The organism is Ruegeria sp. CDSC051 (assembly GCF_059610665.1).
On record NZ_JBXWOC010000002.1, the window covers coordinates 417,612 to 430,889 of the forward strand.

Here is a 13,278-nt window from a genome sequence, read left to right on the forward strand (position 1 = left end):
TTTGGAGAGCTTCGGGCCTAACCCCGTTTGCTTCGGATCAGCATGTCCAAGGCGACTGCTGTAACGAGTACACCGCCGATGACGATCATCTGCCAGTAGATCGATACGGCCAGCATCGTCATGGTGTTGTTGATTAACGCGACGAAAACGACGCCAAGGAAAGCTCCAAGGATAGTGCCTTCTCCTCCTCGTAATGATGCGCCGCCGATGACGGCAGCCGCCAGAACTTGCAGTTCGATGCCATTGCCGGCCGTGGGCGTACCGCTCATCAAGCGGGAGGCCAGCAAGACACCCGCCAGAGCAGCCAGAATACCAGTCAGTGCGTACAGAATGATGCGCACGCGTGTGACGTGGATGCCCGATAGCATCGCGGCTTTTTCATTGGCACCAATGAAATAGACCTGACGGAAGAAACGCGTATGGCGGACGGCCAGGTCAAACAGGATCACCAGCAGAATGGTGAACAAGACAATCACCGGAAAGCCGCCGATGTCAGCTTTGCCGATCCAGGCGAAGGACGCCGGCAGGCTGGATACTGAAAACCCCTCGGTCAATACGAGGGCAATACCGCGTGCGATCGACATCGTTCCGAGCGTTGCTATCAACGGATTGATCCCGAGGCCGGTCACCAGCACTCCGTTCACCACGCCCACCATGCCACCTAGAATGAGCCCGCATGCTACGGCGAGCGGGATTGCCATACCGGTCAAAAGCAGCATGGCGACGACGGTGGAAGACAGGGCCATCACCGAACCAACCGACAGATCGAAACCACCGGATGCAAGCAGGATTGCCATGCCGATCACAATGATCGCGGTCGGTGCCATGCCCACGGCCACCGCGCGAAAATTCGAGAAACTCAGGAAGTAGGGGTTGATGTTGGACATCACGATGATGATGGCGGCGATCAGGACGATCAGCGTTAACTCACGAATATCAACAAAGGCTTGCAGGACACGGCGCAACAGGGGTGGTTTCATGGGCAAATTGGCTTGAGCTGTCATAGTCAAGTCGCGACTCCTGATTGATTGGTTTGGGTTGCATCCACCGATGGAACAGAGTTTCCGGCGGCCAATTGAAGGAGCGTGGTCTCGGTTGCGTCAACCGCCGCAACATCGCCCATGAGGCGACCGTCGTGGACCACAAGAATGCGCGTAGAGAGAGAGACAAGTTCAGGGAAATCGGATGACACCACGAGGATGGCCATACCTTCGGCGGCTCGACGTAAAAGCTCTGTGTGAATCTGAAATTTAGCCCCGACATCAACACCTTTTGTGGGCTCCTCGATGATCAGAAGAGCTGGAGAACGTTTGAGCCATTTGGCCAGCATGATCTTTTGCTGGTTGCCCCCTGACAGATCGCCAACAAGTTCGGTAATCCCGCTGGTTTTGACACTGAAGGCGTCAATGGCGGCCTGGCTCGCAGCTTTGATTGTGCTGGCACGTATGAAACCGACAGACGTGTGTTCGGAAAGACTGGCTGCAATCAGGTTGTCGCTGAGCGATTGTTCCAGAAATAGACCTTCGGTCTTGCGTTCCTCGGGGACAAACCCGACACCAGCGCGCATCGCTTGCCGCAAGGACGCAAAGCTGACTGGCTTGCCATGCAATCTGATTTCGCCTGTCGCGCCATGCATCAGTCCAGCGATGGACCGGACAATCTCGCTGCGGCGGGCGCCCATTAGACCGGCCATACCAACGATCTCTCCGGCTTTTATGGAAAACGAAATGTCTTCAAACTCGCCGGGGTGCGTCAGGTTCTTTACATTCAAAACTTCGTTGCCGCCGCCTTGATCCGAACGGGTGACATCACCGGGATGTGCGCCGCCGATCATCTCGGCAACGACCTTTTCCTGTGAGGTTTCTGACACGGGCAATGTGCTGATGCGGTGTCCGTCGCGCAGAACAGTGATGCGGTCTGAAATCTGGAAGATCTCGGCCATGTGGTGACTGACATACACGATGCCAATCCCCTTCTTTGTAAGGGACTTTAAGACGTCGAATAGTGCGTCCACTTCATCGGGTGCCAATGCTGAAGTTGGCTCATCCAAAAGCAGGACGCGGGAGTTCAGTGACAACGCCTTGGCAATTTCTACGATCTGGCGGGAGCTAATCGGAAGGCCGTCAACCGGCATGGAAACATCAATATCCAGACCGAACTCCGCCAACAACGCTTCCGCCCGACGACGCAATTCAGGCCAGTTGACGACACCCAACCGGGTGGGTACGCGGCCTGCGAAGATGTTTTCCGCTACGGAGAGGACACCGGCGAGGCTGAGTTCCTGAAAGACACAGCCAATACCGAGTGATTGCGCATGTGATGGGCTTTCAATCAGCTGCTCGTTGCCATCGCACAGGATTCGCCCGGCTGAAGGCTGGTGAAGTCCATAAAGAAGACCGAGGCAGGTGGATTTCCCAGCACCGTTTTCACCACAAAGCGCGTGAACTTCACCGGGTCTCAACTCGAAGTCGACACCGTCCAAAACAATATTCGTTCCGAAGCTTTTGCCAGCCGCTTCCAGTTGAATCAGTGGCTGTGACCTCAGTGCGCCATGTTCCATTGCAGGTGTCATACAAAGCTCCTCCCGCTTTTTGATTGGCATCTGATATCTCAGATGTCAATCAAAAAGAGATAGCGGTGAAGCGGAACAAGAAAGGGGCGGTGCCGATATGGCCCGCCCCCCTTCAAAAACTCAGCTGTTCTATGCGTCAGGGCGCAGCGGCTCCTTCGAGAACAATTGCAGCGCTCTTGTAGGCCTGCCGCGTGCGATCAATATGTGCCGTAAGAAGAGACTTGATCTTGGCCATGTCCCCTTCGCGCACTGCAATCGCAATCTTCGCATGTTCATCAAAAGAGAGTTCGGTGTGCTGCGGCAGCTTCGCCAGGTGGGTTCGTAGTGCTGCAATCTTACCGATGTATCGGGTATAGCTAGCCGTCAAATAATCGTTCCCGGCATGTTCGAAGATCAACTGATGAAACGTGGTATCTAGTGAAAGGTAGCCTTTCTCGTTGCCTCGCCTGCGTTCTCGCTCCATTTCCGTCACGACGCGTTGCATTTCACTGGCCAGTCCTTCCGGGTCACGCGACAATGCCAGTTCGAAGGCGGCTGTTTCGATCGCTTGTCTAAAGTCGCAGATTTGGGTGACTTCCGGTTCGGACAAAGAAAACACGCGTGCGCCTTTTTGCGGTTCGATACTGACCAACCCTTCGTCACGCAGTTGAGCGAGCGCCTCGCGGACCGGTGACTTAGACACGCCCAGTTCTTCGGAGATTTTTCGCTCCGACAAAACCTGACCCATCTTCAGGGAGCCATCGATAATGCTGTTCCGCAAATGCTCCAGTGCGAGTTCACGCAATGATTTGGGTCTCTCAAGGGCCATCTGGGGATATCTCCAAAAAAGGTGTTGCCAGATGCAAGATATCTGATACACCAGATTAGGCAAGCTGGTATATCAGATATCAGAAAGCGATAGTGGAGGTCAAAAAATTGCGCGCAGAGTTGGTGGTCGACTGCAAGAACCAGCACGGGGAAGGGATTTTCTGGAACCCAACCGATGGGCTTGTCTGGTGGACCGACATCGAAGGCAGCGCGCTTTTCTCATTTGATCCGGTAACTTCGAAATGCACGTCTCATCAGGTGCCAGAGCGCATATGTTGCTTTGCTCCGCGGATCTCTGGAGGGCTGATCGTTGCTTATGCAGATCGTGTCGTTTTGCTCGATCAGGCCATGAAAGAAGAATCCCTCGTCACCCGATTCGAGTCGAATAACCCGGAGACGCGGTTGAATGACGGGCGGACTGATCGTCAGGGGCGGTTGATTGTCGGGGGGATGAACGAAGTCTCGGGTAATGCCGATTCGTCGGTTATTTGCGTCGACACGGATCTGAACGTGCGCACAATTATCGAAGGGGTGTCTTGCGCCAATTCGACCTGCTTCACGGCGGATGGAACTACAATGTTCTTTGCCGATACCCCGGATCGGGAAATCGTGGCGTTCGACTACGACACTGATAGTGGATCTGTTTCGAACCGTCGGATGCATGTTTCTTTCGAGGATGAACCCGGCCTGCCCGATGGGTCCTGCGTGGATGCAGAAGGCGGTGTCTGGAATGCCGAATGGGAAGGTCATCGCGTTGTGCGCGTTGCACCCAACGGCACGATCAATCGCGTAATCGAGGTGCCGGTCTGGAAGCCCACCTGTTGCGCATTCGGCGGTCCAGACCTCGACACGCTTTTCATTACGACATCGCGGTTAATGAGTGACGAAGCCGCTTTAACAAAAGAACCGGATTCCGGCGGTCTCTTCGCCGTGAAACCCGGCATTCGCGGCGTGATCGACACGCCGTTCAACGGATAACCAACGAATTTCTGGAGGAGAAAACAATGTTGAAAACGCTTATGAGCACTACGCTTGCCGCGGGATTCGTCACGCTGGCAACAGTCGTAATGGCCGAGAACTATCCGACACCGGTGCCGTTGCAGGACGGGGCACAGGCTGCGATTGATGCGATTGAACCCAAGAATGACACGTTCCGGATCGCGTATATGCCACCGGCGACCGAGTTCAACTACTACATCGCCATTGGTGAGGGCATCAAAGCGGTCGCTGCGGAGGCCGGGGTCGAAGTCTTCATGCTCGCGCCTCAGTCTGGCGCGGATATCAACGGTCAGATGGGTATGATCCAGGATGTACTGACGCAGGATGTGGATGCGATTATCTTTGGAACGCATGATGAATTTGCTGCGGCGCCGCTACTTAAGCAGGCCGTTGACAAGGGCATGGCTGTTTTGATGATTAACTCGGACATCCCGAACTTTCCGACTCCGATCCACGGTGTGGTCGGGTATTCTCAGCGCAATGGTACTCAGGCCATCGCTGATTGGGCCATCGAGACCTATGGCGATCAACCATTGAAGGTCGGCATCATCGAAGGGCAGCCAGGGTATCACTCAACCGAGCGGGTCGGTGGCTTTCTTGACGGCATTGAGGGCAACGACAACTTTGAAGTTGTTGTATCCATCGATGGCAAATGGAACGTCGAAGGCGGCAACACAGCTGGCATGGATATCCTGCAGTCGAACCCCGATCTCGACATGATCTTTGCTGCGAATGACTACATGATCATTGGAGCATCCTTTGCTGCGAAAGCACTCGGCCGTAATGACATCGTTCTATTGGGCAATGATGGCGACACGTCCGGCCTCGAAGAGATCGCGGCGGGCAATATCACGGCAACCGTCAACACTTCACCATTCCTGATGGGTAAAGCGGCAATGCACGCCACTATTGATGCGCTTAACGGGTCTTATCCCGGTGGCTGGATCGAAACGCCCACATCGATTGAGGACAAGGATGGCGCGATCAGTGTGCTGCAAGAGCCTGAAAAGCTCTTCCCACAACCGTCCAAAGAGTACTGAGCCATCTCCCCGCTTCCCGGTGGCGCGCGTGCGTGCTGCCGGGTTGCAAACCAACCGAATTTCATTTTGTCGAGGCATTCGCAATGACACCCGCAACGCCCCTTTGGGAGTTTGTCGATATTACCAAGGCCTATCCCGGTGTTTTGGCGAACGACAAAGTCTGCATCCGGCTTATGCCCGGTTCCATTCATGGGCTGCTGGGCGAGAACGGCTGTGGCAAGTCCACGATGATCAAAACCTTGTCCGGCGTACAGCAACCAGACAGCGGCCAAATCTTGTACAATGGAAAGTCTGTCACAATCAGCGACCCGCAGGCGGCGCGCGATTCGGGCATCGCGACAGTATTTCAAGAATTCTCGATCGTGCCGACCTTATCGGTTGGCGAAAACATCTTCCTTGGCAATATGCCTCGGTCTCGCTTTGGTGTGATCGATTGGGCCAGGGTCTACGATGAAGCCGCCCGCGTGTTGGCGGAAATGGATGTCGATGTTTCACCCGAAACTATCACCGGTACGCTGTCGGTAGGCGAGCAACAGTTGGTCGAGATCGCGAAAGCCATCGCGATGGATGCCCGCATGATCATCCTTGATGAGCCAACTGCGGCATTGGGCGAAGATGAGATTGAGCGCCTGCACCAGCTTTTGCGAAATATGCGCGAACGCGGCACCGCCATCCTCTATGTTTCTCACAGGCTCGATGAGGTTGAGCGGATCGTCGATGAAGTGACGATCTTACGCAACGGATGCGTTGTGCGCGCAAGTGGTGAGACCAAGATCACTGTCTCTGAGATTGTCAGCGCCATGGTTGGTGAAGACATTGGTGAGCATTATCCCAAAGAGCAGAACGCCACCGATGATATTGTGCTGGAGGCGTCCGGTCTGGCCACAAAATCAGGTGTGAAAGATGTTTCGTTTTCACTGTGCCGAGGCGAGGTTTTAGGCTTGGGTGGCGTCTTGGGCAGTGGCCGCACAGAAATTGCGCGCGCGCTGTTCGGGACCGACGAATTGATTGCCGGGCAAGTAACGCTGAACGGCAAACCGGTTCACTTCCGCCGGGAAATCGATGCGATCCGTGCTGGGTTGGCCCTCGTTCCGGAAAACCGCAAGTTTGACGGGTTGTTCTTCAACTTTCGCGCAAGCGGGAACGTCACTGCAGCGTCTTTAGGCGAGCTAAGCCGGTTCGGAATCTTGAACCTTAAGGTGGAAGATCAAGCCACCCATGATCTGATCCGCGATCTCGAAATCTCGACCCAGGCCGAAGGAAAAACGGTCAATTTCCTGTCTGGTGGCAATCAGCAGAAGATCGTGATCGCGCGCTGGCTGTTCTCTGCCTCGGACATCCTGATCCTCGATGAGCCGACACAGGGGATCGATATTGGCGCCAAGATCGCCGTCTACAAGCTGATCAACAGGCTCACCCGTGCGGGTAAATCGATCATCCTGATCAGTTCGGACCATGACGAGTTGCTGGCGATGAGTGACCGGATTGCCGTTGTACAACATGGCACAATCGCGCGCACGGTCGATGCATCTGAGCTTACTCATGACGATCTAGTGCGCGCTTCCGCCGACATTCCCCATTCCAAGCCTGAGGAGGCTTTCGCATGAAGCGGATCTTTGACACTCAATTGATTGGGCCATTTGCAGCCATGGTGATCGTCGCCCTGATTGTCGCCCTTACGACAGAGCGCTTTCTGAACCCAGGCAACCTGTCGAACCTGTCCTTGCAGGTGAGCATTGTGGCGTTGATCGCAATTGGATCTACCATCGTGATTTTCGCGGCGGGCATTGATCTGAGTTCAGGGTCGATGGTGGCCTTGCTAACCATGATCCTTGCGCAGTTGTTGAAATTCATCGGTATTCCGCTGGTTTTGGCGCTGCCACTCATTCTCTTTTTTGGCGGGTTGCTCGGTCTTTTTATCGGATTGATAACCGCCTACGGGCGCATCCCGTCGTTCATCACCACACTGGCGGCATTGATTGCCTTTCGAGGCCTTGCGCTGACCTTCAACAACGGCTCGCCGATCTTTTCGCTGGATCCAGCGTTGGAGCCGATCTTTTACGGTAAGCTGTTCGGCGTTCCGTTGCCGTTCTTCTACCTCGTGTTCTTCTATGCCCTTGCCGCGTTCACGATGAACTTCACAAAACTCGGCCGAGAGATCTATGCCGTGGGTGGCAACCCAGCCGCTGCCGTTCTGACGGGCATCAACGTCCGTAAGGTTCAGACCACGACATTTGTCATCGCGGGTTTCATGACGGCTGTCGGGGCCATCCTGATGTCGGCGCGCCTCAATTCTGGTTCGCCCAACTATGGCCAGACGCTGGAACTGCAGGCCATTGCTGCTGCTGTAGTTGGGGGCGCCAGTCTTGCAGGCGGGCGTGGCAACATCCTCGCCACACTGATGGGAGCGATGACGATCGTTATTGTCCAGAATGGCCTTAACCTGAACGCGGCGCCGTCGTCCGTTCAGAACATCGTGCTGGGCCTGATCATCCTGTTGGCCGTTGGAATAGATATGTGGCGCGCGGAAATCTCTACGTTGATGGGGCTCATGTTCGGCCGCTCGTCATCGCAGCAATCATCAAACGTTAAGAAGGAGGCTTGAGATGGATCTAGGTCTCAAGGATAAGCTGGTCCTGGTGACCGGTTCAGGTTCCGGTATCGGCAAAGCCACTGCCCGGCTTTACCTGGAAGAAGGCGCCCGGGTCATCGTGCATGGCCTAACCGAGGCGGAAGTGTCCGCCTGCGTCGATGACCTGTCATCTCTGGGCGAGGTTGAAGGCATTGCGGCCGACCTAACAAAAACCGCTGATGCGGATACTCTGGCGGATTTCGCGCAAGCGCGCGGTACAGTTGATGTGCTGGTCAACAATGTCGGCATCTTTTCGGTCAAACCGTTTGAGGATCTGACCGATGACGACTGGATGCATTACTTCAACATCAACGTCCTGTCCGCCGTTCGGATGAGCCGGATTTTCCTGCCCGAGATGCTACGCCGGGGGGAAGGGTCCATCATAAACATGGCCAGCGAAGCAGCGGTCAAACCTCTACCCCAGATGGTGCATTACTCCGTTACTAAAACTGCCATGTTAGGTCTCACACGTGGCATGGCAGAGTTGACAAAGGGGACGAAAGTCCGGGTTAACTCAATCCTGCCCGGTCCAACCTGGACCGAAGGTGTCGAGGCCTACTTTGACGGCCTCGCCGATCAAAAAGGTGACCCGCTCGACATGATCGTCGACAATTACTTCAAATCGGATGAGCCAACCTCCCTTATTCAACGCTTCGTCCAGCCAGACGAGGTCGCCCGCATGATCGTCACAATCTCGGCCAGCACTGCCTCCAATGGTTCTGCGCACCGGATCGAAGGCGGCATCGTACGTAACATTCTTTAACTGCTAACAGAAGGATCCTGCCATGGCCGCTCTTACATTCTCTCATATCGGCATCACGGTTCCAGACCTGGAAAAAGCCGTGGAGTTCTATTCCAAAGCATTTGGTCTCTACGTGTTGATGGAGCCAACCGAAGTACTACACGACGAAAGCGCCATCGGTCAGATGTGCGATGATGTGTTCGGAGAAGGCTGGGGAAGTTTTCGCATCGCCCATTTGTCGATGGGGGATGGTGTCGGTATCGAGTTGTTCGAATTCCCGAAAACTGTCGAAGAGGAGCGCCCGTTTGAATACTGGCGGCGAGGCTTGTTCCATTTCTGCGTGCAGGACGAGGATTTGGAAGGTCGCATCAAGGTCATCGAAGATCTGGGGGGCCGCCAGCGCATGCAACAGGTGCGTAAGTACTACCCCGGCGAAAAGCCCTATCGCATGGTCTATATGGAAGATCCGTTTGGGAATATCTTTGAGCTCTACAGTCACTCGTACGAATTGACCTATTCGGCGGGTGCCTATGACTGATCTCGCTGGCATTGCTCCTAAAACGGACAAACCCAAGGTCGTGATCACCGATTACGATTTTGGTGACGTCTCCGTTGAGAAGGAAATCCTGGAAGCCGCCGGTGCCGAAGTGATCGCGCTTCAGGCCAAGCGTCAGGAAGACCTGTTCGATGTCGCGCCGCATTGCGCTGCGATGATGAATCAATACGCTCGGATCGGGAAAGAAACAATCACGCGGATGCAAAAGTGCGAGGTCATCGCGCGATATGGTGTTGGCGTGGATATCGTTGATGTCGGCACGGCGACGGACAAAGGCATTCTGGTCACCAACGTGCAAAACTACTGTACCGAGGAAGTCGCCGATCACGCGATTGCCCTTTGGCTCACCTTGGCTCGCAAGCTGCCGGACTATGATCGGGCCACGCATGCGGGGGTTTGGAAATGGCAAAGTGGGCAGCCTGTTTACCGTCTGCGCGGACGCACGATGGGTGTTGTTTCGCTGGGTAAAATCGGGCAAGCCATCGTCGCGCGGGCGCAATCCTTCGGGGTTACCGTCATTGCATTTGATCCGTTTTTACCCCGAGAAGTAGCCGCGAAGTTTGGGGTCGAGTTGGTGAGCAAACCCGAGTTGCTGGCACGATCTGACTATGTCCTGATGCAGGCACCGATGACGCCGGATACGCATCACTTTCTGTCTGACGCCGAATTCTCCGCCATGAAACCGGGCGCGATACTTGTGAACACCGGGCGCGGGCCCACAGTTGACAACAAGGCGCTGTTCCGGGCGCTGACAGAGGGTCGTCTGGCCGCAGCGGGGCTCGACGACCCCGAAGAAGAACCCGCCAAGCGTGCAAATTGGACGCCCAATGACAACCCGCTGTTCACATTGCCCAACGTCCTCGTGACGCCGCATTCAGCCTACTATTCCGAGGAATCCATACACGCAGCGCGGGTCACCGCGGCCACGCAAGTGGCCAAGGTCCTGACAGGGCAAAAACCCGACTACACCGTCAATGCTGACGCATTGGCTGTATCTACCGCATAATAGGAGAATAGAATGCCAGAAGTCAGCACGGACCTTAGGGTTTTCAATGATTTTGAAAGAAGCCCGGAACTGCTCAAGAAATTCGACAAGGTGTTAGAGGCGTACTCTGCCGCAGCCATTTTCGCGGATGTGCAATACCGAACTGGTGTGATGGATAGCGCCATCAAGCCAGCTTTCCGCGCCAAGGTGACAGGCCAGGCCGTGACGGTTCAGCTTTCAAAAGGCGATCTGGTGGACCCTTTGAAAGCGCTTGAAATGGGACAACCCGGGGATGTGATCGTCGTGGACGCGGGTGGTGATCGTCAAACGTCAGTTTGCGGCGGTTTAATGGGCGGTCTCGCCAAGAACCGTGGCATCCGCGGCATGATCGTTGATGGCACCGGGCGCGACACAGACGAACTGGAAGACATCAACTGGCCAATCTGGACGCGTGCGATCACGCCGCGTGGGACGCACACGATGTTCTCAGAACGTAAAGAAGAGCTTTCGATCAATGTGCCAATTGCCTGCGGAGGCGTCGTCGTGAATCCTGGCGATTTCATCGTAGCTGATCTGATGGGTGTCGTCGTGATTCCACAGGAAATCGCCGAAGAAACCGTGCGCCTTGCTCAAGAGCAAGCTGACCGTGAGGAGGAAACCCGTAAATGGGTGGCCCAAGGCAAAACCGTCGAGGATCTGCTGAATGAATTCGGTCGCATCTGAGCCAGCGCTGATCGGCGTCGATTGGGGCACTTCATCGTTCCGTGCTTTTCTCATTGGAGCAGAGGGCGAGGTGATCGACGGGGTCTCGTCGCCTGAAGGCATAATGCAGGTTGCGGGTCAAACCTTTGAGTCGGTTCTTGATCGTCTTATCGGCCCGTGGGTTGCCAAGGCAAACCTGCCTATCCTGGCATCTGGCATGATTACCAGCCGCAATGGCTGGGTTGAAACGCGCTATGCCGAAATGCCGCTCGGCGCGGGCGGTCTTGCACGGGCTCTGGTCCCTCATGACGCAACCAGTGGAGCACGCATTCACTTTGTAACGGGTGCTTCGACCGAACATGCCGGATGTCCGGACGTCATGCGCGGCGAAGAAACCCAGATCATTGGGGCCTCTTCGCTGGGCTTAAGCGAAGGTACGTTTGTGATGCCGGGAACTCACAGCAAATGGGTTCAGGTTGCAGGCGGGAAAATCGTGGATTTTTCGACTTACATGACGGGTGAGATCTTCTCTGCGCTGAAAGGGCACACAATCCTCGGGACATTGATGAAGGACGATACCTTCAGTGAGGAGGCGTTCACAATGGGTGTAAAAGCCGGCCTCGATGGAACGTCGAACCTGCTGCACAGCCTTTTCCATGTCCGGACTCTTCCTCTCATGGGCAAAATTCCAAAGGTTGCAACGGCTGACTACATGTCAGGTTTGTTGATCGGTACCGAAGTAGCTGCTGCAACGGGTGAATTGACCGAAGTTGGGACAATCACTGTTGTAGGACGTAGCGATTTGTCGGACCGCTACGAAATTGCTCTTCGAATAGCCGGTTTCGAAAGTCGTCGCGCGCCAGATGATATAGTGGCAAAGGGGCATTTCCTGATCGCACGCGCGGCGGGGTTACTCGGATGATTGACCTTACTGCAGCCCTTGCGGCAAATCCGCTGATTGCGATTTTGCGGGGGCTGGCACCAGAAAATGCGCGCCCGGTGTCTGATGTGCTCTTCAATGCCGGGTTTCGGATTATTGAAGTGCCGCTCAACTCACCGGACCCGCTGGACTCGATATCGCAGATCGTTGCGAAACATGGCGCTCAAGCCATAGTCGGCGCTGGCACAGTGTTGACCACGGATCAGGTCGCGGCGGCCGCAGATGCGGGCGGGCGCATCATCGTATCACCCAATATGAATCCGGACGTCGGGCGCGCGGCTGTCGCACGGGGTCTGATTTGGTGTCCGGGCGTCATGACCCCGTCCGAGGCCTTTGCGGCATTGGAAATCGGAGCCTCGGTGCTCAAATTCTTTCCGGCGGAAATGGTGCCCCCCGCTGCCATAGCGGCTATGCGCGCCGTATTGCCTGCAGACGCAGTCGTCGCTGCGGTAGGTGGCATAACGCCGGATACGATGGCGTCGTATCATGCTGCGGGTGCAGATGGATATGGGCTGGGCTCCGCACTGTTCAAACCGAGCTATACATTGGATGATATCGACAGGCGCGCGCGCGCCTTCACCAGTGTATTGGAGGAACTTGGATGAAACAGGCCCTTGTTACGGGCGGTACACGAGGGATCGGTGCGGGTGTCGCGCGATCGCTGGCTGAGGCAGGCTGGTCCGTCATCGCTGCATCTGCGTCCCAATCCGAGTTGGATGCGTTCGTGCCCCAGAACGGGATCAAGGTACAGACCCTGGATGTGACTGATCAGGTCTCCGTCGATACAGTGTTTAGCGATCTTACGCGTCTTGATGCTTTGGTGAACTGCGCAGGTATTCTTATGCGTGAAGAAGAATACAACATCGACGTATTTGCCAAGGTGCTTGATGTGAACTTGACCGGTACGATGCGCTGCTGCCTCGCCGTACATCCTTTGCTGGCGGAAACAGATGGGGCCATCGTCAATACCGCCTCCATGCTCAGCATCTTTGGTGGGCCTTTGGTTCCAGCCTATTCCGCTTCCAAGGGCGGCGTTGCACAATTAACCAAGGCGCTTGCAGGTCGCTGGGCCGAAGACGGCATCCGGGTCAACGCCATCGCGCCGGGGTGGATCGAAACAGAGATGACCCAAGGTCTGCGGGAAGATTCCGCGCGAACAGCCGGAATCATGGCGCGCACGCCGATGAAACGCTGGGGAAAACCCGAAGAGGTCGGCGCGCTTGTGCAATGGCTTTTAAGTGAAAATGCCAGCTTTGTGACCGGATCGATCTATCCGGTCGATGGCGGCTATCTCGCTATGTGA

14 protein-coding genes are annotated in these 13,278 nt (G+C 55.5%); 11 read left to right on the top strand and 3 right to left on the bottom strand.

Going from position 1 to position 13,278, the window contains the following annotated elements; translation table 11 throughout:
- Positions 1-17: 17 nt before the first annotated feature.
- The 3 genes from AC2FH0_RS07500 to AC2FH0_RS07510 form a co-directional block, all read right to left on the bottom strand.
- A complete protein-coding gene (locus AC2FH0_RS07500) occupies positions 18-980 on the bottom strand; it encodes an ABC transporter permease (protein WP_496691437.1) in 963 nt (320 codons plus the stop codon).
- A gap of 26 nt (positions 981-1,006) precedes the next feature.
- Complete coding sequence (locus tag AC2FH0_RS07505; RefSeq protein ID WP_496691438.1) at positions 1,007-2,572, bottom strand: sugar ABC transporter ATP-binding protein; 1,566 nt, start codon at positions 2,570-2,572, stop codon at positions 1,007-1,009.
- A gap of 136 nt (positions 2,573-2,708) precedes the next feature.
- A complete protein-coding gene (locus tag AC2FH0_RS07510; protein ID WP_496691439.1) occupies positions 2,709-3,380 on the bottom strand; it encodes a GntR family transcriptional regulator in 672 nt (223 codons plus the stop codon).
- A gap of 107 nt (positions 3,381-3,487) precedes the next feature.
- Here AC2FH0_RS07510 and AC2FH0_RS07515 point away from each other — a divergent pair, with 107 nt between their 5' ends.
- The 11 genes from AC2FH0_RS07515 (at position 3,488) to AC2FH0_RS07565 (ending at position 13,278) form a co-directional block, all read left to right on the top strand.
- Positions 3,488-4,357: an SMP-30/gluconolactonase/LRE family protein gene (locus tag AC2FH0_RS07515; protein WP_496691440.1), complete on the top strand. Its 870-nt coding sequence runs from the start codon at positions 3,488-3,490 to the stop codon at positions 4,355-4,357.
- 26 nt (positions 4,358-4,383) lie between these two features.
- Positions 4,384-5,418 (top strand): sugar ABC transporter substrate-binding protein, encoded by a 1,035-nt coding sequence (locus AC2FH0_RS07520; RefSeq protein WP_496702333.1) that lies wholly within the window; start codon positions 4,384-4,386, stop codon positions 5,416-5,418.
- Positions 5,419-5,501: 83 nt separating this feature from the next.
- The gene (locus AC2FH0_RS07525; RefSeq protein ID WP_496702331.1) at positions 5,502-7,025 is read left to right on the top strand and encodes a sugar ABC transporter ATP-binding protein; all 1,524 of its coding nucleotides are present in this window, start codon (positions 5,502-5,504) and stop codon (positions 7,023-7,025) included.
- Positions 7,022-8,023: an ABC transporter permease gene (locus AC2FH0_RS07530; protein ID WP_496788979.1), complete on the top strand. Its 1,002-nt coding sequence runs from the start codon at positions 7,022-7,024 to the stop codon at positions 8,021-8,023. The genes AC2FH0_RS07525 and AC2FH0_RS07530 overlap by 4 nt, the downstream gene beginning before the upstream one ends.
- A 1-nt stretch (position 8,024) precedes the next feature.
- Complete coding sequence (locus AC2FH0_RS07535) at positions 8,025-8,813, top strand: SDR family NAD(P)-dependent oxidoreductase (protein ID WP_496788980.1); 789 nt, start codon at positions 8,025-8,027, stop codon at positions 8,811-8,813.
- 22 nt (positions 8,814-8,835) lie between these two features.
- Positions 8,836-9,330, top strand: coding sequence for a lactoylglutathione lyase family protein (locus tag AC2FH0_RS07540; protein ID WP_496702537.1), 495 nt, complete (start codon positions 8,836-8,838; stop codon positions 9,328-9,330).
- Positions 9,323-10,354, top strand: a complete 1,032-nt coding sequence (locus tag AC2FH0_RS07545; protein ID WP_496788982.1) for a C-terminal binding protein — start codon at positions 9,323-9,325, stop codon at positions 10,352-10,354. Before AC2FH0_RS07540 ends, AC2FH0_RS07545 begins: the two co-directional genes overlap by 8 nt.
- A 12-nt stretch (positions 10,355-10,366) precedes the next feature.
- Positions 10,367-11,056, top strand: coding sequence for an RraA family protein (locus AC2FH0_RS07550; protein ID WP_496691446.1), 690 nt, complete (start codon positions 10,367-10,369; stop codon positions 11,054-11,056).
- Positions 11,037-11,957 carry a 2-dehydro-3-deoxygalactonokinase gene (locus tag AC2FH0_RS07555; protein ID WP_496702541.1) on the top strand — a complete coding sequence of 307 codons (921 nt, stop codon included), beginning with the start codon at positions 11,037-11,039 and terminating at the stop codon, positions 11,955-11,957. Before AC2FH0_RS07550 ends, AC2FH0_RS07555 begins: the two co-directional genes overlap by 20 nt.
- Positions 11,954-12,580 (top strand): 2-dehydro-3-deoxy-6-phosphogalactonate aldolase, encoded by a 627-nt coding sequence (locus AC2FH0_RS07560; protein ID WP_496691448.1) that lies wholly within the window; start codon positions 11,954-11,956, stop codon positions 12,578-12,580. The genes AC2FH0_RS07555 and AC2FH0_RS07560 overlap by 4 nt, the downstream gene beginning before the upstream one ends.
- Complete coding sequence (locus AC2FH0_RS07565) at positions 12,577-13,278, top strand: SDR family NAD(P)-dependent oxidoreductase (protein ID WP_496691449.1); 702 nt, start codon at positions 12,577-12,579, stop codon at positions 13,276-13,278. Before AC2FH0_RS07560 ends, AC2FH0_RS07565 begins: the two co-directional genes overlap by 4 nt.